We start from the raw sequence: 21,507 nt of genomic DNA on the forward strand, positions 1-21,507 counted from the left end.
CGCCCCCGCGGAGCGCCTTCGGCGCGTGAGCCATATAATGGCGGAGAGAGTGGGATTCGAACCCACGAGACGGTTGCCCGCCTACACGCGTTCCAGGCGTGCGCCTTCAACCACTCGGCCATCTCTCCTGCGCGTCGGGATCCGGATCGTCGCGAACCCCTTGGGTTCGGAGCGGTCATCGGTCCGTCGAAATTCCGATGTGGAGCCGCGCACTATACCGATAACGCCCTCGGAGGCAACACGCCCGCAGGGGCCCCCGTCCGGTCCCCTTTTGCCTGACCCCGCTCGGGCGAATATGTTAATCGAGAGGCGGCTTGGCTGGCCGCAGATGCAGGCGGACCCGCCGGCCCGGGCGCGGCCTCGGAGACCGCCAATGTCGTGAGCCTCGCATGATGGTCGTCTTTCGCTTCCTGGCCGCCGTCTTTCTTCTGGCGGCCACCATTGCTCTGGTTGTCGATGCCACGCCGCCGCTCTACGGGGCAGCGGCGTTCAAGGCCACCTCCCTCGCTGCCCATTGGCAGGAGCTGGCGCCCAGCAGCTTCGAGGCCTCCCGCGAGGCCGTGACCGGTCTCGGCCCCTGGATCTGGAACGGCGTGATCGCCCCCCTCCTTGCCGTGCCGACGTTCGTGACGTTCGGCGTGCTGGCGCTGCTGAGCGGTTACATCGGGCGACGGCGCCGGTCGGTGCGCATCTTCGTCAACTGAGCGGCGCGGCGAGGGACGCTTCCTGTCCGCCCCGGTCGCCTCACTTCTTCTGCGGCGCGAGTGTGCCCGAGGCGGCGAGGCCCGCCGAAGCCGTCTGGCCGATCGGCGTTTCGCTCGCTAGGTCGTCGACGATGCCGACGACGATGAGGAGCGCGAGCCCGCCCACAAGGCCGATCACCATATTGTGGTGCGACCTGTTGAGCTCGGCGATCTGCGCCTCGTCGACGAGATCGACCTCGTTCACGCGGCTGCCCTTGATGCCGAAGAACTTGCGGCGGAACGAGCGCCGCACGTTGCCGCGGTCGATCAGCGGCAGGCGCGCGCGGTCGGCGATCTTCTTGGCGATCTCGGGATAGGGGAATGCCGGGTCGACGTTGGCTTCGCTGACGTAGCCGATGGGGATGGACTTTCCGTCCTTGGTGATCAGCCGCGCGCCCTTGAGCAGCACGGGCACGAGCGAGCCGCCGTAGATCTCGCGCCGCGTCTCGACCGTCTGCACCTCGTCGTAGGGAATGTCATAGCTCTTGTAGAACAGCATCGGCGTCGGGCCGCGGCCCGAGGGAAGCGTCATCTTGACCGAGGTCTCGCCGAGCTCCACGCGTGCGCGGAGGGAGAACAGGAGCTCGACCACGACCAGGAACATGAGGATGGCGAACGCGACCGCCATGATGCCGAGGCCGGCGGCATCGAAGAAGAGGCCGTTCTTGACCCGCATGTAGATCATCGCGGGCAAGCTCGCGAAGAACGGCAGCAGGATCAGGAACACGAACGAGAAGAATGTCTTGCGCCCGCCGCTTGCGGCATACACGGTCCGCTCGCGCTTGCTGTCGGGGCTTGCGCCGCTCGCCGTCGCCGACTGCGCCATGCTCGGAACTCCCCCACACCCGTCGTGCCGTCCGATCTTTACCCGACCTCCGCAGCCGAGTCACGTGGGGGCGCGCCTTGCCGGGCGGCGCTTTTTTATCGCGCGCCGGTGGGAAAGCGGCACCCGTCCCCAAGGGGCGATTGGGAAGCGCGCCGGGGCCATGCTAGGGTGCCTCCCTAGGGGAAGTCAGGACTGGAAATGAGCGGCCTCGAGGCCGCGGGAAACGTGCATGCCGATGCCCGGGCAAGGGCCGCGGCATCAGGGGTGGAGCGTTGATCGATGGCAAAGTTTTGGAAGGCGGCGGCTCGTTTCTGCATGCTGTCCTGCGCGGCGCTGGCGCTCGCCGCCGCACCAGCGGGCGCGGCGGGCAAGGACTTCACGTTCAGCGAGAAGGCCAATGACCGGCTGGCGAAGAAGCTCAACATCCCGATCTTCTTCACGCTGCCGAAAAGCACCTGGGCGCCGCTCGCAGGACCATTCGACACCACCGACGTTCTGGTCGACTTCAAGCATCCGGATGCGTTGAAGTCCGGGAGCGATGCCGGGTTGCGCCTCGTCGTGACCCCGCGCGCCGGCATGTCGGCCCGGCTCGCCAAGAGCGGCATCTTCCAGACCGGCGACATCCTGCTCACCTTCCGCTCGGAATGGGGCGGCGCCGGCGCATACCCCAACATCCAGATGGGCATCAGCCATACCGGCGTCGCCTACATCAAGGACGGCAAGCTCCGCAACATCGACAATCCGCTCAACGAGGAATATCTCGGCAAAGGCATGAGCGCCGACCTCACGAGCGAGCACTACCGCACGCTGAGCTTCATCCATGTCATCCGCCCGCGCGGCCTGACGGACGCGGAGCGCGCCAACATCGTGGCCTGGGCAACGCGCCTGAACAGCAGCGCGCCGAAGGTCTATCCGAGCCAGATCAAGTTCAACGACGACTACAACGCGCCCAAGTACAAGCCGAACCACACCCTGAACTTCGTGCAGCATCTGGGTCGGATCGCGCTTGGCCAGAACCCGCCCGGCGTGCTCGACCTCTACTGCTCGGAATTCGCCTGGTCGCTTCTGTCTCTGCGCGGCTGCGATCCCGCGACGACCGCCGGCGACTTCAAGGGCAGCCGGGTACCGTCCTGCATCAAGCCGCCGATGCGGCCACTGGTGGCGACCGGCAACAACGTGCCGAAGGAAGGGCGCTCAACGAGGATCGGCCTCGCCGACGGGCCGCTGACGGTCATCGACGATCTCAAGGTGCCGATGGCGGAGCGCAGGGTCCTCCTTGAGGGGCTGTTCGTCGAGAACCCGGCCGGCCTGAAGAAGATGTCGGAAGGCCACCGCAAGGTGGCCGAGGCCATGCAGCCCAGGTTCGAGAAGCTCAAGGATTATTATCTCGGCATGGCGGGCGGCACCGTTCTCGAGCGCACGCGGGCCGGGATGATCCGCGCGGCCTTCAATATGACGGTTCCGGAGAACTATTCGCCGACGTCATACCTGCTGAACACGTTGTTGCCGCCGGACAACGTCAACCGGACGATGGACTACGTGGCCACCATCGTCATCGAATAGAGAAGCGGCGCGGCGAAGCCTGCCGCCGCCCGCGCTCCGTTGCCGCGTTTCTCCGCAGGCGCGCGCCGTATCACGCCGGGTCGGCCGTCCAGATGTGGACCTCTGCCGGCTTGGCGAGATGGCCCAGGAATTTTTGCAGCACGCCCGTCGACTCGCGCCAGGCCATGTAGGCTTTCTGGTCCGCGGCCGAATCCCATTCCTGGATCAGCAGGAAATCGCCTGCGTCACTCGTATAGGTCTTCGAGAACCGGCAGCCGCGGGCCTTGCGCGTGTCGGGAAGGATCTCGGCGAGAAAGCTCTGGAACGCTTTCGGGTCGGACGGCGTCAGGCGCAGGGTGACGACGATCGGTGACTGTGACATGGAGGATCTCCTTTCGGAAGGCCGGGAAAAGCTATATGTTGACCGAATGGTAATTAGTGACGCTTGTTGGAATGACCAAGTGGTCAGTAAGTCGCATCGCAGCGTCACGGAGAGAAATGCGGATGCAAGATCCGGGATCCAAGCCCTCGCCGGCGAGACGCAAGCGCCTCGACCCGCGGCAACGCGAGCGGGAGATCGTGGACGGCGCCGTCCTCTATTTTTCGGAGGTCGGCTTCGGCGGCGGCATGCGGGACCTCGCCGGACGGCTCGGCATCTCGCATGCGCTCTTGTTTCGCTATTTTCCCACCAAGGACTCGCTGATCGATGCCGTTTACGATCGCATCTTTCTCGCCCGGTGGAACTCGGACTGGGACGCGCTCCTCGACGACCGGACGCTGGACGTGTCCGAGCGCCTGTCGCGCTTCTACGCGCAATATCTGGCAACCGTCGACAATTCGGCGTGGGTGCGCACGTTCGTGTACGCGGGCCTGGCGGGCGTCAATATCAACCGGCGCTACCTGAAGCTGATCGAGCGCAAGGTGATCGCGCCGGTGGCACGCGAGCTTGAGAGCCTGGCCGGCACGCCGAACGCCTCCCCGTCTCAAAAGGCCCTCGACCTATCATGGGGGCTGCATGGCGAGATCTTCTATCTCGCCATCCGCCGCTGGATCTACGGCGCCCGCGTCACGGCCGACACCGAAGGCTTTGCGAGGGCGATGGTGGCGGCGTTCCTCGAAGGCGCGCCGGCGACCCTGCGGAAAGGCTGATGGAACCTGCGGAAAGGCTGATGGAACCCCGCCGACGGCGCGGCCCGCGGTTCCGGCTATTGCGGATCCCCGGCCGTCTCCTCGCTCGCGACCAGACGCCAGAACGCTGCCATCTTCGCGGCGTCGTGGTATTCCTCGATGCGCCAGATCTCGTTGCCGCGATAAGTCACGACCTGACGGTACGAGCCGGCCAGCACATGACCCGTCCGCCGGTGGCGCACGTAGGTGTCGATCTGCGCGCGCGCGATCCTGCCGTCGAACTGGAAGAGATCGATGACGGACCGGCTCTCGGCGACGGAGGAGACGTTGCGCAGGAAGTCCCGAAACGCCGGCTTGCCCACCAGCATGAACGGCGATCCGTCGATGGCGCCTGCATTGCACCAGTAGAGGCAGTCGTCCGCGTAATAGCTGAGCAGGCGGTCGATGTCGCCGTTGCACCATGCGCCGTGCGAGGCGTCGAGCAGGCTGCGGGCTCTGTATGCGTCGAGCTCTCTCAAGGGCGCTTCCCCGTCCGCTACCCTGGCGTGACTTCCGCTCCAATCCGTGCGCGGGGGTGGATTGGATCATGGCACTTTACAGGGCGCCACGTCGGAATTCAATCTAAAGTGGCAGCCGGCCTGCGGGAAGAAGTCCCGTCACGCTCAGGCGACGGCCTCCCGCTCGGCCTCCCGCTTGCGCTCCTGTTTCTTGCGTTCGTTGGGATCGAGCCAGCGCTTGCGCAGCCGGATGGATTTCGGCGTCACCTCGACCAGCTCGTCGTCGGTGATGTAGCTCATGGCCCGCTCGAGCGTGAGCTTGATCGGCGGCGTCAGCAGCACCGCGTCGTCCTTGCCCGAGGCGCGGACGTTGGTCAGCTTCTTGCCCTTGACGACGTTGACCTCAAGGTCGTTGTCGCGCGTGTGCTCGCCGACGATCATGCCGATGTAGACCTTGGTCTGCGGCCCGATGAAGAACGGTCCGCGGTCCTGCAGGTTGAAGATGGCGTAAGCGGCGGCCTCGCCGTCGGAGTTCGAGATCAAGACGCCCGTGTGCCGCCCGGCGATCTCGCCCTTGTAGGGCGCATACGCGTGGAACAGCTTGTTCATGACCGCCGTCCCGCGCGTATCCGAAAGCAGCTCTGCCTGATACCCAAGCAGACTGCGGGTCGGCACGTGGAACACCATGCGCGTGCGTCCGCCGCCCGAGGGCCGCATCTCGAGAAGCTCGCCCTTGCGCTCCGAGAGCTTCTGCACGATGACGCCCGTATGCCCCTCGTCGACGTCGATGATCACCTCTTCGATGGGCTCGAGCCTCTGGCCCGTCGCTTCGTCGGAGATGAACACCACTTTGGGGCGCGAGACCGTGAGCTCGAAGCCCTCGCGCCGCATGTTCTCGAGCAGGATGGCGAGCTGCAGCTCTCCGCGGCCCGCGACGTCGAACGAGTCACCGCCCTCCGTCGAGGCCGTGACACGGATGGCGATGTTGCGCTCGGCTTCCTTGAGAAGACGGTCGCGGATGACGCGGCTCTGCACCTTGTCGCCTTCCTGCCCGGCGAAGGGTCCGTCGTTGATGCGGAACGTCATCGACAGCGTCGGTGGATCGACGGGCTGGGCGGCGATCGGCACTTCGACCGCGGGATCGCAAAGCGTGTCGGCGACGGTCGCCTCGCTCATGCCGGCGAGGGCCACGATCTCGCCGGCCTGCGCCTCGTCGACCGGCACGCGCTCGAGCCCGCGGAAGGCCAGCACCTTGCTGACGCGGAACGTCTCGACCAGCTTGCCGTCGCGGTTGATCGCCTTGAGCTGCTGGTTGGGCTTCAGCGTGCCGGACGAGATGCGTCCGGTGAGGATGCGGCCGAGGAAGTTGTCGGCTTCGAGCGTGGTCGCCAGCATCCGCGTCGGCCCCGGCTCGACGGTAGGCGGGGGCACATGGCGCACGATGAGGTCGAACATCGGCGCGAGGCTCTCGCGCGGCCCGGCCGGATCGAGCGCCATCCAGCCGTTGCGGCCCGAGCCGTAAAGCACCGGGAAATCGAGTTGCTCGTCGGTGGCGTCGAGGTTGGCGAAAAGATCGAAGATCTCGTTCAGCACGTCGAGATGCCGCTCGTCCGGCCGGTCGATCTTGTTGATGGCGACGATCGGGCGGATGCCACGCTTCAGCGCCTTCGAGACCACGAATTTCGTTTGCGGCAGCGGCCCCTCGGAGGCATCGACCAGCACCACCACGCCGTCGACCATGTTGAGGATGCGCTCCACCTCGCCGCCGAAATCGGCATGACCCGGCGTGTCGACGATGTTGATGCGCGTCTCTTTCCAAACCACGCTCGTGCACTTGGCGAGAATGGTGATGCCGCGCTCGCGCTCGAGGTCGTTCGAATCCATCGCCCGCTCGGCGACCTTCTGGTTGTCGCGGAAGGAGCCCGATTGCTTCAGAAGCTCGTCCACCAGGGTCGTTTTGCCGTGGTCGACGTGCGCGATGATCGCGATATTGCGAATATCCATGGATGTCCTGACGAGGGAGCGGTGCAACCTGAAATAGAAGAGTGTGCGCCGCAAAAATCTGGCGCGGAGGTAGCACAACCCGGCCGCCGCCGCCAGTGAGAGGTGTGCCGAAGAGGTTCGCCCGGAAGCCGGCGGCGCAGAAACCGCTTCGGCAGAGCCTCGCGCCGGCGGCCGTCCGCCTCAGCGCCCCCCCGGTGTCGGCCCGTTCTGGCCGTTCTGGGCCGCCTGCTCGGCCTCGGCGAGACGGTTGAGGAACGCGTCCACGTCCGGCCTGGGGGCGCCCCTCCCCTCTTGCCGCGCCCGCTGGCGGTCCTGCCGTGTCCGCGCCCGTCGGGCGGCGCCCGGCTGCTTGAGGCGCCGCCCCGCCGGGATGAGGAGCGGATGCGTCGGCTCGTCGAGGTCCAGTTCCTCGAGCATGGTTTCGCGCAGCGCGGAGAACGACTGCAGGACCGCGTCGCGAGCGAGCGTCTTGTCCTCGGCCGGAATCTCTGCCCGCTTCCGGGGGTCGAGAGACTGCAGCGCGCGGCGCATGTCGTGCAGCGGCGCGTAAGGGTAGAGACCGACGAGGCTCTCCGTCTCGCCGGCGTTCGCATAGACGATCCGCATGTTGTCGATGGTCTCCGAGATGCGGCACAGCGCGGCGAGATAATCGTCGGTCGAGACGTAGGGCTTCTCGCAATAGGTGAAGAGCGCCGATTTCGTGCGCACGATGCCGCGCCACTCCTCCTCGAGGCTTGCGACGAACTTTGAGCGCTTCTGGAACACGTTCGCGAGATAGGCTGCGACCACCGTCACGAACACCAGCGCCATGTCCTTGAGGTAATCATAGAGATCCGCTGCCGCCCGCTCGACGGGCGTGCCGGCGAGGCCGGGGATGCGGCCCGCGAACTTCGCGGCCAGCGACAGGGCGAGCACGAGGCCGAGCCAGAGGTAGGCACGGCGGAGCGTGCGGTCGAGCGAGGCGCGGGTCATCGGGTCTCTACCTGGTCACTCACGTCGTCGGTGGGAGAATAAGATCATTCGACCATAGCACGGGCCAAACACGGATGGCGCGGTGGCGCGTCCGTTTGCCGGGGTGCCGCGAACGGCCCGGAACGAACGGAGCGCGCCGCCCCGGGAGGAGCAGCGCGCTCGAAAACGGGCTCGGTCGCCCGCGGTCTCATGACTGTCCGCTTACGGACAGAACCCCAGTTTACGGGCAGAACCACACGGGTCCGACGATGATGCAGCCGCGGGTCTGCCAGTAGCTCGGGCGCGACGAATAGCGGTGCCAGCCCTTCGGCGCATGCTTGTAGCGATGCCCGGCACGATAGCCGCGCCGCGGCCCGTCATAATTGCGCCGGGGACCGTCGTATCTCCGTCTGTCGTATTTGTCCTTATACTGAACGAGCGTGAGGCCGTCCGCGTGCGCGGCCGCACGGTCAGGAGCCGCCAACGGCGCGGCCGTGGCAGGGGTGAAGCTCGCGAGCGCGAGCATCGCGGCGGAAAGCGTCAGAGCAGAGATCTTCAAGGCAGTCTCCCGTTTTGCGTGCGGCGTGATGGAAAGCAAACGTCGCGCCGCGGCGCGAGGTTCCAATCCCGGCCGTGGATGGGAGACGCACTCGGGAGCCGGCCTCGCCGTCTATCGCTTCTTGCGCTGGCTGCTGTGATACTTGCGCGGGATATCGCCGGCGTCCGCCAGCGCATCGAGACAGCGGCTCGAGATGTTGCCGCCAACCGAGCGCATGCAGGATCGGAGCTGAGGCGTATCGACTTTGTAGGATGGGCAGAACTTGTAGAAGTCGGATTTGCACGCGGACTTGACGCGGCCGCTGTAAGCATGCGCGCTTCCGGCGACGGCGAGCGCACCAACACCGATCACGAGCGCCGCAAATACCTTTGTCCTATGCATGCTCTTCACTCTCCTCCCACGCCCTTGTGCAGCCTGGCTGTTGCCCGCTGCCGGCAGTCCGAGTTTCATCCCGGACTGCCTACTGCCTACTGCCTACTGCCTACTTCTTGCGATTCCGCATCTCGAGCGTCCTCAGCCTCAGCGCGTTGAGCTTGATGAAGCCCTGAGCGTCCGTCTGATCGTAGGCGCCCTTATCGTCCTCGAATGTGACGAGGTTGGGGGCATAGAGCGACGTCGCGCTCTCGCGGCCGACGACGATGACGTTGCCCTTGTAAAGCTCGAGCGTCACCTCGCCCTCGACATGCTCCTGGCTCTTGTCGATGGCCGCCTGCAGCATCTCGCGCTCGGGAGAGAACCAGAAGCCGTAGTAGACGAGCTCCGCATAGCGCGGCATCAACTCGTCCTTGAGGTGCATGGCGCCGCGGTCGAGCGTCAGGCTCTCGATGGCGCGGTGCGCCTGAAGCAGGATGGTGCCGCCCGGCGTCTCGTAGACGCCGCGGCTCTTCATGCCGACGAAGCGGTTCTCGACGAGATCGATGCGCCCGATGCCGTTGTCGCGGCCGAGGTCGTTGAGGGCCTTGAGCAGCGTCGCGGGCGAGAGCCGCTGGCCGTTGAGCGAGACGGCGTCGCCCTTCTCGAATCCGATTTTGATGGTCGTCACTTTGTCGGGTGCCGCCATCGGCGAGATGGTGCGCTGGTAGACGATCTCGGGCGCCTTCTTGGCGGGGTCTTCGAGCACCTTGCCCTCGGACGAGGAGTGCAGCAGGTTCGCATCGACCGAGAACGGCGCCTCGCCTTCCTTGTCCTTCATCACCGGGATCTGATGGTCGCGCGCGAACTTGAGAAGCTCCTCGCGGCCCTTGAACGCCCACTCGCGCCACGGCGCGATGATCTTGATGCCGGGCTCGAGCGCGTAGTAGGCGAGCTCGAAGCGTACCTGGTCGTTGCCCTTGCCGGTCGCCCCGTGGCAGACGGCGTCCGCGCCGGTCTTCCGCGCGATCTCGATCTGCTTCTTGCCGATCAGGGGGCGCGCGATGGAAGTTCCGAGCAGGTAGATGCCCTCGTAGAGGGCGTTGGCGCGGAACATCGGAAACACGTAGTCGCGGACGAACTCCTCGCGCAGGTCCTCGATGAAGATGTTCTCGGGTTTGATGCCGAGCATCAGCGCCTTCTTGCGGGCGGGCTCGAGCTCCTCGCCCTGGCCGAGATCGGCCGTGAAGGTGACGACCTCGCAGCCGTAGGTCTCCTGCAGCCACTTGAGGATGATCGAGGTGTCGAGCCCCCCCGAGTAGGCGAGCACCACCTTCTTGATGTTCGGCTTGCCGTCTTTCGTGCTCATGACCCCGACCTCATCCCTCTCCAGTCCGCGACTGCCTCGCATGGCGGAAGTGCCTTACAATCCCGTTCGATGCGCTGCAAGGCGCACTCCGTCTCAGCGGCCCACAGGTCATGCACCGGAGGCGGCTGCCCTCGGATGGGCACTGTCCGAGCCGTGGAAACCTCGGCCGGTCAAGGTGCTAGCGACCGCGAGCGCCCGCTCGCGCGTCGGCTTTAGGGCATCCGCGGGAAAATCTCCATCGTCCCGCCGTGTTTTTTGACCCTAGAATCATCGTTAGGTTGGGCGGCAAGCCCGAAGCGCGAGCGCGCGAGCCTGCCGAAAGAGCCAAGCGTTCCGAGCGTTGACCGACAATCCGGGGTTGGGGGGAACGACCGTGAGACGAATATCGGCCTTGCTGTGCCATCTGGGGCTCGCGCTGACGGCTGCGCTCGCGGGCGCCGGGCCGTCCGCTGCGCAATCGCCCGCCCCCGCGATCACGGTCGAGACCGTGCCGGCCGCTGGCGAGGCGGACACGGGCAAGGCTCCGGCCGCGAAACCGACCGCCGCCGCACCCGCCAAGAAGAAGGGCGGCGAGGTTCTCCCATGGGCGAATAAGCCGCTGACACCCGTCGCGGCCGCGACGGGGGGCGATCAGGCCGCGGCTGAGGCTGCCGCCGCGCAATGCGGAGGCGTGTTCGAGGCCGCCTGCCGGGATCTCAAGGCGTGTGCCTGGATCGCCGATGTGGCGCTCGAGGACGGGACGACGATTCCCGCCCGCTGCGTGGCGCGTCCGCCGGCCCCGCCGAAGAGCGCCAGGAAGACGTCCAATCCGCCGAAGAAGACGGCCAAGGCCCCCGCTGCCGAAGCGCCCGAGAGTACGGCGACCGCCAAGGCCGTGAACGCATCCCTTACGCGCATCGAGGACGAGAAGCCGGCCGACGCGCCGGAGGCCGCAAAGGCACAGGCTGCCGTTGCGCGCTCCGAGCCCGAAGCACCGGCGCCGGCCCACGAAGCGGCGTCTCATGACGGCGCGGCTCTAGAGGAGGCGGCTCGCCGCCCGCAGGCCGAGGCGCCCGCGCCGGACGCGGAAGCCACACCTCCGGCGGCCGCCAGCAAGCCGCAGGAACACGCGGAAAACGCTGAGGAAACCGTCGAAGCCAAAGCACCGATCGTTGTCAGGCCACCGCCCGAGTCCGAAGCATCTTCGATGCCGTCGTTCAGCGCGGTATCGCCGATCATACCCGGCGCGGACGCGATCGTGGTCACGGTGCCGCCGCCGGGCGAGTAGCAAGGCATGGGGCTTGGACCCGAGACCCTGGCTCAGGGCCGCTTGAACGGGGGCGTGAAGGGCGCGACGAGGAGCGCATCGACCCAGGTCTTGGGTGAAAGAACCTGCGTCGCGGCAAAGCCGCCATCCGTGCGGTAGGCGGAGAACGCGCGGTCGAACGACGCCTTGGCCGCGTCGGCGGCATCCATGGCGGCCAGATTGGCTTCCGCAGCCGGCATGGCCACGGCGCGCGGCACCCCGGCCGACATCATGGTGTAAGCCATCGGCCAGCTCGCGGGAGGGCCTTGCAGCGGAAACAGGCCCCACCAGGCCCGCATCGGCGCGAGCATCGGGGACGCGGCCCAGGCGTTGACCATGCCCGCGAAGTCGATCGACAAAGAGGTGTCGGTGGAGGCGGCGGACGGCACATAGGCGGAGCGGAACGGCTGAGGCCCAGAGACGAGCTGCAGACGCGGCGTGCGGGGTGCCTCGGTCTTCATGCCCGCCCGCGCCGCGTTGCTCCAGAAATCCAGGGTCTGGTCGGCGAGTGCCGCGTAGGCGGCGGAGGCGGCGCGCGCATAGCCGAACGCGGCCGCAGCGCAGCTCTTGGCGAAGCGTTGGGAGAGGTCGCTCTGAAGGGGGTCCATCACGGCGCTCCTTGGATCATGGGTGTGCAAAGCGATTGTGCACTGCAGCAAGATAGGCGTAAAAATACGGCCGTGCAATGCACGCCGAGAAAAATTAACTAAAAGAAATGGGACGATGCCTTAATTTAGATCGCTCAACCGCTTTTTCGGCACTGCCACAAACCGGTACGCCAGACCGGCCGCGAGGCCGGAGACTGCATAGGCGGCGAGCGCGTAGCGGTTGAGAGCGGCCTCCACCCCCGCCGCGCGCACGGACTGGGCGAAGAACCCGGCGACCGCGATGGCGACCCCCGCGATGGCGAAATAGAGCGCTGACCGGATTGTCAGCCGGGCGGCGGCCCAGGCAGCGAGGAGGGCGAACGGCGCCGAGAAGATGGCCGATTGCGCGGCTGCCAGGAGCGCGAGCGCCCCCAGGCGCTCGAGGCGCCCGCCGGAAGTGCCGGCGAAAAGCTCCCCGCCTGCGACGAACGCCACCTGCACCGCCCCGGCCACGAGCGCGGCCGCCGCGAGCCCCAGGACGAATCGGACGAGCGAGAGGAGCATTTGAGCCCGCAGCCTAGGGGAGGCGCCAGGAGCGCTCAAGCGTTGCGGCCGGCGAGCAGCCAGTAGACGAAGCCGCCGGCGAAACCTGCCGTCGCAAACACGTGCCAGAGCGCAGGGAGCGCATACGTCATCGTGCCGGGATCGACGCGCGCGATGATCGGGATGGCCGACAGCGCCACGCCGCCGCCGACGAGATAGTAGAGCCACGACCGGATGCGCGCCACCTCGCCGATGATGACGACGAGCAGCGCCGGGACGATCGTCGCGCCCGAGGCGATGAGCGAGCCCTGCCAGGCCACGTCCAAGGCCGCCGAGATCGCTTCGTCCCCGTCGAGAGAGTGCACCGCGTGCGTGAGCGTCTCAAGCCCGAGCGTGACCAGCACGAGCATCGTCGCCGCGGCCGCGATGAGGAACGCGATCGGAACCCAGATCAGCCGTCCGATGGCCTTGAGCACCATGGCCCCTCCAAGAGTGTTCCCGACAACCGCCAGCTTCGGCGCGCAAGATACCGATCAATCTTTGACGGTATCCGTCAGAGTCCGCTCGCGCGCCCTGAGCCGCACGCTCTCGCTCTTGAGCTGTCCGCAGGCCGCGAGGATGTCGCGGCCGCGCGGCGTGCGCACCGGGCTCGCATAGCCCGCCCTGTTCACGATGTCGGCGAAACGCTCGATGGTCTCCCAGTCCGAGCACTCGTAGCGCGAGCCCGGCCACGGGTTGAACGGGATGAGGTTGATCTTGGCGGGAATGCCGGCGAGCAGGCGAACGAGCGCCTTGGCGTCCGCCGGGCTGTCGTTGACGCCCTTGAGCATCACGTACTCGAACGTGATGCGCTTGGCGTTCGACGCGCCGGGATACGTGCGGCACGCCTCCAGAAGCTCGGACAGCGGATATTTTTTGTTGATCGGCACCAGTTCGTCGCGCAGCTCATCGCGCGTCGCATGCAGCGAGATGGCGAGCATGGTTCCGGCGAGCTCGCCCCACCGTTTGATCTCCGGCACCACACCCGAGGTCGAGAGCGTGATGCGCCGCTTGGAGAGCGACAGCCCCTCCCCGTCCGACGCGATCTCCATCGCCTCGCGCACGTTGTCGAAGTTGTAGAGCGGCTCGCCCATGCCCATCAGCACGACGTTGGTGATCTTGCGGTCTCCCGCAGGCAGCAGCCCGTCGTCGGCCGGCCGCTTGGCGCCCGGCCAGTCCCCGATGCGGTCGCGCGCGAGCAGGATCTGCCCGACGATCTCGGAGGCTTCGAGATTGCGCACGAGGCGCTGGGTGCCGGTGTGGCAGAAGCTGCAGGTGAGCGTGCAGCCGACCTGGGACGAGATGCAGAGCGTGCCGCGGTCGGCCTCGGGGATGTAGACGGTTTCGATTTCGGGCGCCCGAGAGTCGTGCCCGCGCTTCGGCAGCCTGAGCAGCCACTTGCGCGTGCCGTCCACCGACACCTGCTCGGCGACGATCTCCGGCCGGTCGAGCGAGAAGCGCGCTTCGAGCGCCGTGCGCAGCTCCTTGGAGACGTCGGTCATCTGATCGAACGACGTAGCGCCGGTAATGTAGAGCCAGCGCCAGAGCTGGATCACGCGCATGCGGAGCTGCTTTGGGGGCACGCCGGCAGCGGCCAGCGCCTCGCGCAGCCGCTCGCGGCTCATGCCGGCGAGCGTCGGCCGGACGGCCTCAACGTCTGCGCTCCTCGCCTCGCCGCCCTGCGGCTGCCTCTGATCCAGAACTAGTGTCATCGCCTTCATTGTAAAGCTTGATGCCGACCGCACCCTTCACTTCGTCATGCCGGCGTAGGCCGGCATCCAGACACGTTCCACTGGAGGATGGCGCTTAGCCTACCCGAGACGCAACCGGATCCCGGCCTTCGCCGGGATGACGTTGAGGGGAGGCCATCGGCGGGGCCTCTCGTACGGTCCTTCTAGCGACTTTGCCTCGGCTTCGGAAGCCCGCGGGGCTGCGGCCCACTGGTAACCTTTTGCGACTTGAGCCCGATCCGCTATAAGGCGGCACGTTTTCTGTGAGCGACAGGATCAGCCCGTCCGGCACCTCCCGCCGCACCCCGTCCTCGTCACGTCGAAGGTTGGCCTTCGACGTGACGAGGACGGTCTCCAGAAGCGGCTCCGATCTTAGAGCGAGAAGTTCATCCGCATGGCCAAGCCCGACAAAAACGCGCCCTCCCGGCCGGTCGCACGCCTTCCCAAGGGCCTGCGCGACATCGGCGCCGACGAGCTGCGCCAGACCCAGGCCATGATCGAGACGATCCGCGCCGTCTACGAGCGCTACGGCTTCGAGCCGCTCGAGACCCCGGCCTTCGAGTACACCGACGCGCTCGGCAAGTTCCTGCCCGACCAGGACCGCCCGAACGAGGGCGTGTTCTCGTTCCTGGATGTCGCGCCGGAGGCGCGCGACTCAAAGGATCGCGAGCAGTGGCTCTCGCTTCGCTACGACCTGACGGCGCCGCTCGCGCGCTACGTGGCCGAGAACTTCCAGGACCTGCCGAAGCCGTTCCGGCGTTACGCGACGGGCTCCGTGTTCCGCAACGAGAAGCCCGGCCCCGGCCGCTTCCGCCAGTTCACGCAGTTCGACGCCGATACAGTGGGCGCCGAGAGCGTCGCGGCGGATGCCGAGATGTGCATGCTCGCCGCCGACACGATGGAGGCCCTCGGCTTCGCGCGCGGCCAGTACGTCATCAAGGTCAATAATCGCAAAGTGCTCGACGGCCTGCGCGAGGCCGTCAGTCTCCAGGGACGCGAGCACGACGCGCGCTGGCTCATCGTCATGCGGGCGCTGGATAAGTTCGACCGTCTCGGCCTTGACGGCGTCACGGCGCTTTTGGGAGCAGGCCGCAAGGACGAAAGCGGCGACTTCACCAAGGGCGCCGAGCTCGACACGGCCGCGATCGCCGCCGTCACCGCGATCTTTGCCGCAACCGGCGGCATCGACGAAAAGCTCGCGCAGCTCGGGGAGCGCCTGAAGGCAAGTGCGGTCGGCCAGGATGGCCTCGCAGAGCTGCGGACCATTTGGTCGCTCGTTTCGGCGGCAGGCTATGGAGACGGCCGGATCGCCATCGATCCCTCGGTCGTCCGCGGCCTCGAATACTACACCGGCCCCGTGTTTGAAGCCGAGCTCCTGATCCACGCGGCCGACGACAAGGGCAACCCCGTCCGCTTCGGCTCCGTCGGCGGCGGCGGGCGCTACGACGATCTCGTCGCGCGCTTCACCGGCCAGAAGGTCCCCGCCACCGGCTTCTCCATCGGCGTCTCGCGTCTGCAGGCCGCGCTGAACCTCATCGGCCGCGCGTCGAAACCCGCGCCCGGCCCCGTTGTCGTGACGGTGATGGATAAGGATCGCATCGCCGACTACCAGAGGATGGTGCAGGCGCTGCGCGAAGCGGGCATCCGCGCCGAGCTCTATCTCGGCAACCCGAAGAAGTTCGGCCGCCAGCTCGAATATGCCGACAAGCGTGGCGCGCCCGTCGCCGTCATTCAGGGCACGAACGAGCGCGAGGCAGGCGAGGTGATACTGAAAGACCTGATCGAGGGCGCCAGGGCCGCCCAAGCAATCACGGACAACAAGGAATGGAAGGCGACACGCCCGGCGCAGGTGTCCGTGCCGGAAGAAAAGCTGGTCGAAGCGGTTCGGGACATTCTGGCCCGGCATGGCTGACGCTCCCGGCACGCCGTGGCCGCCCTACAACTTGACGATGCCCTTCTAACCCTCTTCGAGATTGACGATTGCCACCGCCCGCGAAATGCGGGACGGCATAAGCGACGCTCACCACCGCCCGCCGGCCCGGCGGCGCGAAGACCCAGGCCCCCGATGCCCGCTGAGACGGCGAGACAATTCGAGGCCCTCGAAGCCTCCGCGCAGACGTTGCTCGGCGTATTCACGCGCGCGGGCTTCGAGGGCGTGTCGCCGGCCATCATCCAGCCGGCCGGCGTCTTCCTCGACGTGGTCGGTGAGAAGCTGCGCGCGCGCACGTACGTCTTCTCCGATCCCGACGGCGACGAGCTCTGCATGCGCCCGGATCTCACCGTGCCGACCTGCCGCCTGCACCTCGAGCGCCATCCGGACGCGAGCGTGCACGCGAAGTACAGCTATAACGGCCCCGCCTTCCGCTTCCAGCCGCAAGGCAGCGGCCGCGCCCACACGCGCGAGTTCCGCCAGACCGGCATCGAATCGTTCGGCGAGGAGGACCGCGAGCACGCCGAAGCCGAGATTGTCGCCACCCTCGTCTCCGGCCTCGAGGCGGCGGGGCTTTCGTCCTACACCATGCGCTTCGGCGATCTTGGCATCCTGCGCGCCATCCTGCGCGCCGTCGACATGCCGTCGCGCTGGCGCCAGCGCCTCATGCATCTCTTCTGGCATCCGCCGGCCTTCAAGGCCGAGCTCAATCGCCTGACGCTGGAGCCGGGCGCGGCCTCGGCGCAGATTCCGAAAGCGCTGCGCGATGCCATCGACCCCGACGATCCCGAAGCGGCCGAGGCGGCGGTGGCGGGCTATCTCGAGGAGAACGGCATCGAGACCGTCGGCTTGCGCACCGTTGCGGAGATCACTGACAACCTGCTGGGCCGCGTCGCGGATGCACGCTCCGAGCCGCTCTCCGCCAAGACGGCGCAACTGATCGCGAGCTACGTGGCCATCGTCGCGCCGGCGCGCGCCTCGGCGCGGCGCATCCGCGAGCTCGCGACGCTGATGGGCGTCAACGTCGAGGAGGCGCTCGGCGCCTGTGAGCGGCGCCTGGAGTTGATGGCACGCTCGGGCGTCGACATCGACCGCGCGGAATTCTCGGCCGACTTCGGCCGCGCGCTCGAGTACTACACGGGCTTCGTCTTCGAGGTCGTGACGCCCGAGCTGGGCCGCAGGAGCCCCGTCGCGGGCGGCGGACGCTACGACAGCCTGCTGAAGGCAGTCGGCGCGCCTCAGAACGTTCCGGCTGTCGGCGCCGCCGTGCACACGAACCGCCTCCTTCCCGCCCTCAACGGCAACGGAGGCGCGTCATGATCCTCGATTGCCGCAGTGCACGCCCTCTTCTCCTCCCCCCTTGTGGGGGAGCCCGGGAGGGGGGGAACCCCAAACGCCAGCGTTCAGGAGGCTCCCCACGTCCGACCTCTTTCCGCGTCGAGTCGAAGACTCGACTTCGGCGAGAGGGGAATGCGGGCGACCGGCCGCGACGGGAGGCCGCCGATGTCTGACAGGCTCGTTCTCGGCGTCCCGTCCAAGGGCCGGCTCATGGAGCAGACGGCGGAAGCCTTCGCGGCTGCCGGCCTGACCCTGCGCAAGATCGGCAACGAGCGCGGCTATCGCGGCGAGATCGCGGAATTGCCCGAGGTCGACGTGGCGTTCGTCTCGGCCTCCGAGATCGCCTGGCACCTGAAGACCGGCCGCGTGCATCTGGGCGTCACCGGCGAGGACCTGATCAACGAGCAGATGTCGGATGCGGCCACCCGCGTCACGTTCCTGAAGAAGCTCGGCTTCGGGAATGCCGACGTCATCGTCGCGGTGCCCGATTGCTGGATCGACGTGCGCACCATGGCCGATCTCGCCGAGATCGCCCTGCCCTTCCGGCGCGCCCACGGCCGTTGGTACCGCGTGGCGACCAAGTACGTGAACCTGACGCGCCGCTTCTTCGCCGCCAACGGGCTTGCGGACTACCGCATCGTCGAAAGCCTGGGCGCGACCGAAGGCACGCCGGCCGCAGGCACCGCGGAACTGATCGTCGACATCACCACCACCGGCACCACGCTCCGGGCCAACGGCTTGAGGATCCTGGACGACGGCCTGATCCTGCGCTCGGAGGCCAACCTGATCGCGTCGAACACCGCCGCCTGGACACCGGCCACCGAAGAGCTCCTGCGGACCATCGCGGCCCGTATGACGGCCTGAGACGCCTGGCACGAGGCGCACGCGCGCGTCCCGGCCGACATGCACGGGCCACATTCACGGGCCACGAAAGGACGCCGGAACAAACGGGAGCGCCGGCTGGCGCCCTGGCAGAGGAGGATCGAGGTCGCCCGTGCCCACGTTGCCAGCGCCCATGTCGCCAGCGTCCGTGTTACCAGTGCCTTTGCCGCGTCTTTCGACACTGGTCTGTCTCCTGGCTCTCGCAGCCGCGCCCTTGCTCGCCTCCCGGGCTGGCGCTGAGACCGGTTGCGAGATGTATGGCAGGCTCGCCCTCCAGCAGCAGCAGGAGAACGTCGCGGAGAAGTGCGGCTTCTCCGGCCCCGCCTGGAGCCCGGATCTCAAGGCGCACATCGCCTGGTGCGGAAGGGTCGGCCCCAATCAGTGGAAAGCCGAGCTCCAGAAGCGCAAGCAGCAGCTCGACGCCTGCACGGCGAAATAGCTGCCCCTTTCCTTATGACACCCTGGCATCGCGACACCGAGGCCGCCCTCGGTGTCGTTTGGGTCCGGCCGCAAAAAAAGAAAAGGGCGAGCCCTTTGCAGAGGACTCGCCCTTCGCGTTCGGTACGGAAACGCAGGGATCAGTGCACGCTCGCGATCTCGAGCTCGCCGTCCATGGCATGGCTGAGCGCCGCCTGGCGCGTATCCGTGAGCGCAATCGGCGTGCCGTCCGCCGCGTGCAGCGCGAAGAGGTTGATGCCGCGCGGCAGATCCTCGATTGCCGGGAACATGGCGAGCGCTTCGTCGGAGGACAGGGTCTTGATATAGGCGATCTGACCGCCGCCGAGCCTCGCAAGCTCGATCTCGCTCATCACCGGAGCGATCGCGGGGCGCGTTTTGCTGCGCCGCTTCGTGGTTTTCGTAGTCTCATTCATGACGCAACTCCTCCTCTCTCGAGGTATTCCAACGTCATGGAAACGGGGCAGGCTTGGGATTTCCTTCGCCACCTTTTTCCATGATCTGACGATTCGACGCGCATGGCTGTAGCGGGCAGGCACCTGAGGGACGAAATATAGCCGCCTTGCGTCCGTGTGTTGGTGCCCAATCGCCGCATCAGTCCGGTCCGGAGCCGATCTCGATCTTTCGTACGAGACGATGGGGCTCGTGCCGGACGAGATCGATGGCCAGAAGCCCGTTCGAAAGCTCTGCCGACTGCACTTCGATCCCGTCCGCCAAGACGAACGTGCGCGTGAACTGGCGTGCCGCGATGCCGCGGTAGAGGTACTCGCGCGCCTTGTCGTCCTGCTGGCGGCCGCGCACGGTGAGCTGGTTGTCCTCGACCGTGATCTCGAGCTGGTCGCGGGTGAAGCCGGCGAGCGCAATCGTGATGCGAAGCTTCTCCTTCGCGTCGTCGCTGGGGCCGATACGCTCGATATTGTAGGGAGGGTAGCCCTCGTTGCCTTTGCCCGTGCGATCGATGAGACGCTCGATCTCCTCGAATCCCAGAAGCAGCGGGTTGGACAGCACGGATAGTCTGCTCATAATGGCGAAAGTCCTTTCAAAAGCGACCTTCTTCTCGTTTGAACGCGGCGGCACCGCTTTGGATCACCGCCGTCCCGGCCCCGTCACGGGCACCGGATCTTATGCACGAGATATGGGATTGGGCGGCCGCCGTTCAAGCGCCGGCGCCGAGGCGCGGCGCGCGCTCGAGCACGGCCTTGAGTAGCGTCGCCTTGCGCTCGAGATGGCGGGTGACGGCATCGAGCTCTCCGACGTCCTTGAGCCGCCCGCTGATGGCGGCGACGAGCACGCCCTTGAGCTCGGTGAGCGAGCCGCGAAGGGCGGCTTGCGTGCGGGCGAGCGTCTCGCCGAGAAGCTCTGACGGCTCCCGGCCGGGAAGCACCGCGCCGCGCGCCGGCCGCGTCCAGCGCACGGGTTTGCCGCCTTTGAGAAAGCGTCCGTAGGCGGCGAGCACGAAGCGCCCGAGCTCGGTGAGCTCGACGGTGGCCCGCAAAGGCCCGGCTGCCGATTGGCGCGCCCCGCCGCCGTACGGCGCGACCAGCCCCGCCTTGCCGAGCGAGAGGGCGGCCCGGCGCCGCGCCGCGCTCACCGAGCGCGACATGCCGGGCTCGGTGACGCACAAGGGGCCGCCGGCCTCCGCCGCAAGCAGGATCTCCCGCTCCCGTTGCCCGAGCCGCAGATGGCGCAGCGAGGCATGCCCCGCCGCAAACGACACCCGACAGTGGGTGCAGGGCGCGAGCCCCGAAAGCCAGGCCCGGGCCTCGTCCTCGGGAGGTGCGAGAGGGCCGAAGAGGCCGGCCAGCGCCGGGCAGGGGCGGCCCGAATGCGGGCACGCCAGGGCGGCTCCCGGCGCGTCGCAGGCGACGGGCGGACGGGCATCGTACGGCGCGGCGGGGCCCGGCACTCCATGGTGCAGGGCGTCCGCAACGCCTGATGCCTTCGGCACGATCTGGTGCATGGCCTCGCCTCCGACGCCCACAAGGGGCACCATCCATTGCGGACCACGGCACGAAATGATGGAGACGCGCTGCATCGACAGGTGCCGGGCACGAAACGGTATATAGAGTCAGAGGCTTAGTGGCATTTGCTGATGCGAAGCTTGCGGTTCTGGCGCGCGCAGGAGAGGGCGTATCTCATGAGAGGTGCCTGGATCCCGGCCGTCCACACCACCTCCTCCGTCACCCCGACGAAGGTCGGGGTCCAGACACGCATGTTGGAGGCGCGAAACTGGGGACCTTGCTGGCTGTGGCTGCTGCCGGTCGCTTATTTGAACCGGCTGCCCTTCTCCAGCACCTCGATCTTGTAGCCGTCCGGATCCTCGATGAAAAAGAACCTCCCGAACGGTTTCCCGTCGTGGGTCATTTGCTTGATATCTTTAGGAGAATACCCGGCCGCCGCGATCTGGTCGCGCGCGCTTTCGAGGTCGTCCACCACGAACGCGACATGCCCGTAGCCGTTGCCGAGGTCATAGGGCTCCGTCCGCCCCTTGTTGACCGTCAGCTCCACCTCGAAGTCCGCTTCGGGGTTGCGCATGTAGATGAGCGTGAAGTCCGGGAAGTCGACACGGTCGGCCACCGCGAGCCCGAACGCCTGGCCGTAGAAGGCGACGCTCTTCGCCTCGTCCAGCACCCGCACCATCATATGGATCGCCTTCGCCATGGCGGCTGCCTCCCTGGACGTATGGAAGGGCCCGCCCCGTCTGCGGCGGCGCCCAACGCGCATCTGCTCCTTTACACGGTCCATTG

24 protein-coding genes and 1 tRNA gene are annotated in these 21,507 nt (G+C 67.1%); 8 read left to right on the plus strand and 17 right to left on the minus strand.

The annotated features are described in order from the left end of the window. Positions 1-38: 38 nt before the first annotated feature. Positions 39-128: transfer RNA gene (locus V7082_RS02535), tRNA-Ser, on the minus strand. Positions 129-389: 261 nt separating this feature from the next. Here V7082_RS02535 and V7082_RS02540 point away from each other — a divergent pair. Beyond that, positions 390-704 (plus strand): hypothetical protein, encoded by a 315-nt coding sequence (locus tag V7082_RS02540; protein ID WP_334146046.1) that lies wholly within the window; start codon positions 390-392, stop codon positions 702-704. 40 nt (positions 705-744) lie between these two features. Here V7082_RS02540 and V7082_RS02545 read toward each other — a convergent pair whose 3' ends face one another. Beyond that, entirely contained in the window at positions 745-1,569 is an 825-nt protein-coding gene (locus V7082_RS02545) for a hypothetical protein (RefSeq protein WP_334146047.1), read from the minus strand. 279 nt (positions 1,570-1,848) lie between these two features. Between V7082_RS02545 and V7082_RS02550 the strand changes: the two genes are divergently transcribed. Then, entirely contained in the window at positions 1,849-3,132 is a 1,284-nt protein-coding gene (locus V7082_RS02550; protein WP_334146048.1) for a hypothetical protein, read from the plus strand. Positions 3,133-3,202: 70 nt separating this feature from the next. On the opposite strand, the gene V7082_RS02555 is transcribed toward V7082_RS02550, so the two are convergent. Next, positions 3,203-3,493 carry a putative quinol monooxygenase gene (locus V7082_RS02555; RefSeq protein ID WP_334146049.1) on the minus strand — a complete coding sequence of 97 codons (291 nt, stop codon included), beginning with the start codon at positions 3,491-3,493 and terminating at the stop codon, positions 3,203-3,205. A gap of 122 nt (positions 3,494-3,615) precedes the next feature. Here V7082_RS02555 and V7082_RS02560 point away from each other — a divergent pair, with 122 nt between their 5' ends. Next, positions 3,616-4,260 carry a TetR/AcrR family transcriptional regulator gene (locus V7082_RS02560; RefSeq protein WP_334146050.1) on the plus strand — a complete coding sequence of 215 codons (645 nt, stop codon included), beginning with the start codon at positions 3,616-3,618 and terminating at the stop codon, positions 4,258-4,260. Between the two features lie 56 nt (positions 4,261-4,316). Here the strand turns inward: V7082_RS02560 and V7082_RS02565 are convergent, their stop codons facing one another. From V7082_RS02565 to V7082_RS02590, 6 genes are all read right to left on the minus strand, one after another. Next, the gene (locus V7082_RS02565; RefSeq protein WP_334146051.1) at positions 4,317-4,757 is read right to left on the minus strand and encodes a nuclear transport factor 2 family protein; all 441 of its coding nucleotides are present in this window, start codon (positions 4,755-4,757) and stop codon (positions 4,317-4,319) included. 144 nt (positions 4,758-4,901) lie between these two features. After that, positions 4,902-6,740 (minus strand): translational GTPase TypA, encoded by a 1,839-nt coding sequence (gene typA / locus V7082_RS02570; protein ID WP_334146052.1) that lies wholly within the window; start codon positions 6,738-6,740, stop codon positions 4,902-4,904. 180 nt (positions 6,741-6,920) lie between these two features. Then, positions 6,921-7,712, minus strand: a complete 792-nt coding sequence (locus V7082_RS02575; protein ID WP_334146053.1) for a hypothetical protein — start codon at positions 7,710-7,712, stop codon at positions 6,921-6,923. A 220-nt stretch (positions 7,713-7,932) separates the two neighbouring features. After that, on the minus strand, positions 7,933-8,250 hold the full coding sequence (locus V7082_RS02580; RefSeq protein WP_334146054.1) for a hypothetical protein: 318 nt from the start codon (positions 8,248-8,250) through the stop codon (positions 7,933-7,935). A gap of 111 nt (positions 8,251-8,361) precedes the next feature. Beyond that, the gene (locus V7082_RS02585; RefSeq protein WP_334146055.1) at positions 8,362-8,631 is read right to left on the minus strand and encodes a hypothetical protein; all 270 of its coding nucleotides are present in this window, start codon (positions 8,629-8,631) and stop codon (positions 8,362-8,364) included. A gap of 100 nt (positions 8,632-8,731) precedes the next feature. Continuing rightward, positions 8,732-9,970: an argininosuccinate synthase gene (locus V7082_RS02590; protein ID WP_334146056.1), complete on the minus strand. Its 1,239-nt coding sequence runs from the start codon at positions 9,968-9,970 to the stop codon at positions 8,732-8,734. A gap of 373 nt (positions 9,971-10,343) precedes the next feature. Between V7082_RS02590 and V7082_RS02595 the strand changes: the two genes are divergently transcribed. Beyond that, on the plus strand, positions 10,344-11,237 hold the full coding sequence (locus V7082_RS02595) for a hypothetical protein (RefSeq protein WP_334146057.1): 894 nt from the start codon (positions 10,344-10,346) through the stop codon (positions 11,235-11,237). A gap of 32 nt (positions 11,238-11,269) precedes the next feature. Here V7082_RS02595 and V7082_RS02600 read toward each other — a convergent pair whose 3' ends face one another. From V7082_RS02600 to rlmN, 4 genes are all read right to left on the minus strand, one after another. After that, complete coding sequence (locus tag V7082_RS02600) at positions 11,270-11,863, minus strand: hypothetical protein (protein ID WP_334146058.1); 594 nt, start codon at positions 11,861-11,863, stop codon at positions 11,270-11,272. A gap of 120 nt (positions 11,864-11,983) precedes the next feature. Beyond that, positions 11,984-12,406 carry a hypothetical protein gene (locus V7082_RS02605; protein ID WP_334146059.1) on the minus strand — a complete coding sequence of 141 codons (423 nt, stop codon included), beginning with the start codon at positions 12,404-12,406 and terminating at the stop codon, positions 11,984-11,986. A 35-nt stretch (positions 12,407-12,441) separates the two neighbouring features. Beyond that, the gene (locus V7082_RS02610; protein WP_334146060.1) at positions 12,442-12,864 is read right to left on the minus strand and encodes a hypothetical protein; all 423 of its coding nucleotides are present in this window, start codon (positions 12,862-12,864) and stop codon (positions 12,442-12,444) included. A 54-nt stretch (positions 12,865-12,918) separates the two neighbouring features. Beyond that, complete coding sequence (rlmN, locus tag V7082_RS02615) at positions 12,919-14,136, minus strand: 23S rRNA (adenine(2503)-C(2))-methyltransferase RlmN (protein ID WP_442909745.1); 1,218 nt, start codon at positions 14,134-14,136, stop codon at positions 12,919-12,921. 412 nt (positions 14,137-14,548) lie between these two features. Here rlmN and hisS point away from each other — a divergent pair, with 412 nt between their 5' ends. The 4 genes from hisS (at position 14,549) to V7082_RS02635 (ending at position 18,743) form a co-directional block, all read left to right on the plus strand. After that, entirely contained in the window at positions 14,549-16,066 is a 1,518-nt protein-coding gene (gene hisS, locus V7082_RS02620) for a histidine--tRNA ligase (protein ID WP_334146062.1), read from the plus strand. A gap of 153 nt (positions 16,067-16,219) precedes the next feature. Beyond that, positions 16,220-17,404 (plus strand): ATP phosphoribosyltransferase regulatory subunit, encoded by a 1,185-nt coding sequence (locus V7082_RS02625; RefSeq protein WP_334146063.1) that lies wholly within the window; start codon positions 16,220-16,222, stop codon positions 17,402-17,404. 183 nt (positions 17,405-17,587) lie between these two features. Next, complete coding sequence (hisG, locus tag V7082_RS02630; protein WP_442909746.1) at positions 17,588-18,286, plus strand: ATP phosphoribosyltransferase; 699 nt, start codon at positions 17,588-17,590, stop codon at positions 18,284-18,286. A 271-nt stretch (positions 18,287-18,557) separates the two neighbouring features. Further along, entirely contained in the window at positions 18,558-18,743 is a 186-nt protein-coding gene (locus V7082_RS02635) for a hypothetical protein (protein WP_334146064.1), read from the plus strand. Between the two features lie 139 nt (positions 18,744-18,882). On the opposite strand, the gene V7082_RS02640 is transcribed toward V7082_RS02635, so the two are convergent. The 4 genes from V7082_RS02640 to V7082_RS02655 form a co-directional block, all read right to left on the minus strand. Continuing rightward, positions 18,883-19,176 (minus strand): DUF1150 domain-containing protein, encoded by a 294-nt coding sequence (locus V7082_RS02640; protein WP_334146065.1) that lies wholly within the window; start codon positions 19,174-19,176, stop codon positions 18,883-18,885. 178 nt (positions 19,177-19,354) lie between these two features. Beyond that, complete coding sequence (locus V7082_RS02645; RefSeq protein WP_334146066.1) at positions 19,355-19,783, minus strand: Hsp20 family protein; 429 nt, start codon at positions 19,781-19,783, stop codon at positions 19,355-19,357. Positions 19,784-19,916: 133 nt separating this feature from the next. Then, positions 19,917-20,720 (minus strand): hypothetical protein, encoded by an 804-nt coding sequence (locus V7082_RS02650; protein WP_334146067.1) that lies wholly within the window; start codon positions 20,718-20,720, stop codon positions 19,917-19,919. A gap of 305 nt (positions 20,721-21,025) precedes the next feature. Next, positions 21,026-21,421, minus strand: coding sequence for a VOC family protein (locus V7082_RS02655; RefSeq protein ID WP_334146068.1), 396 nt, complete (start codon positions 21,419-21,421; stop codon positions 21,026-21,028). Positions 21,422-21,507 lie beyond the last annotated feature (86 nt).

This window comes from Hyphomicrobium sp. (assembly GCF_036833075.1).
Classification (GTDB): Bacteria; Pseudomonadota; Alphaproteobacteria; order Rhizobiales; family Hyphomicrobiaceae; genus Hyphomicrobium_C.

Bases quoted from the DNA above. Each gene is read 5' to 3' on its own strand.
- V7082_RS02655 (WP_334146068.1), bottom strand. From the start codon at position 21,421: ATGGCGAAGGCGATCCATATGATGGTGCGGGTGCTGGACGAGGCGAAG.
- V7082_RS02560 (WP_334146050.1), top strand. From the start codon at position 3,616: ATGCAAGATCCGGGATCCAAGCCCTCGCCGGCGAGACGCAAGCGCCTC.
- V7082_RS02575 (WP_334146053.1), bottom strand. From the start codon at position 7,712: ATGACCCGCGCCTCGCTCGACCGCACGCTCCGCCGTGCCTACCTCTGG.
- V7082_RS02585 (WP_334146055.1), bottom strand. From the start codon at position 8,631: ATGCATAGGACAAAGGTATTTGCGGCGCTCGTGATCGGTGTTGGTGCG.
- V7082_RS02645 (WP_334146066.1), bottom strand. From the start codon at position 19,783: ATGAGCAGACTATCCGTGCTGTCCAACCCGCTGCTTCTGGGATTCGAG.
- V7082_RS02625 (WP_334146063.1), top strand. From the start codon at position 16,220: ATGCCCGCTGAGACGGCGAGACAATTCGAGGCCCTCGAAGCCTCCGCG.
- V7082_RS02545 (WP_334146047.1), bottom strand. From the start codon at position 1,569: ATGGCGCAGTCGGCGACGGCGAGCGGCGCAAGCCCCGACAGCAAGCGC.
- hisG (WP_442909746.1), top strand. From the start codon at position 17,588: ATGTCTGACAGGCTCGTTCTCGGCGTCCCGTCCAAGGGCCGGCTCATG.
- V7082_RS02600 (WP_334146058.1), bottom strand. From the start codon at position 11,863: ATGGACCCCCTTCAGAGCGACCTCTCCCAACGCTTCGCCAAGAGCTGC.
- V7082_RS02640 (WP_334146065.1), bottom strand. From the start codon at position 19,176: ATGAATGAGACTACGAAAACCACGAAGCGGCGCAGCAAAACGCGCCCC.
- V7082_RS02550 (WP_334146048.1), top strand. From the start codon at position 1,849: ATGGCAAAGTTTTGGAAGGCGGCGGCTCGTTTCTGCATGCTGTCCTGC.
- V7082_RS02635 (WP_334146064.1), top strand. From the start codon at position 18,558: ATGTATGGCAGGCTCGCCCTCCAGCAGCAGCAGGAGAACGTCGCGGAG.
- V7082_RS02610 (WP_334146060.1), bottom strand. From the start codon at position 12,864: ATGGTGCTCAAGGCCATCGGACGGCTGATCTGGGTTCCGATCGCGTTC.
- V7082_RS02605 (WP_334146059.1), bottom strand. From the start codon at position 12,406: ATGCTCCTCTCGCTCGTCCGATTCGTCCTGGGGCTCGCGGCGGCCGCG.
- V7082_RS02555 (WP_334146049.1), bottom strand. From the start codon at position 3,493: ATGTCACAGTCACCGATCGTCGTCACCCTGCGCCTGACGCCGTCCGAC.
- rlmN (WP_442909745.1), bottom strand. From the start codon at position 14,136: ATGACACTAGTTCTGGATCAGAGGCAGCCGCAGGGCGGCGAGGCGAGG.
- typA (WP_334146052.1), bottom strand. From the start codon at position 6,740: ATGGATATTCGCAATATCGCGATCATCGCGCACGTCGACCACGGCAAA.
- V7082_RS02540 (WP_334146046.1), top strand. From the start codon at position 390: ATGATGGTCGTCTTTCGCTTCCTGGCCGCCGTCTTTCTTCTGGCGGCC.
- hisS (WP_334146062.1), top strand. From the start codon at position 14,549: ATGGCCAAGCCCGACAAAAACGCGCCCTCCCGGCCGGTCGCACGCCTT.
- V7082_RS02650 (WP_334146067.1), bottom strand. From the start codon at position 20,720: ATGCACCAGATCGTGCCGAAGGCATCAGGCGTTGCGGACGCCCTGCAC.
- V7082_RS02590 (WP_334146056.1), bottom strand. From the start codon at position 9,970: ATGAGCACGAAAGACGGCAAGCCGAACATCAAGAAGGTGGTGCTCGCC.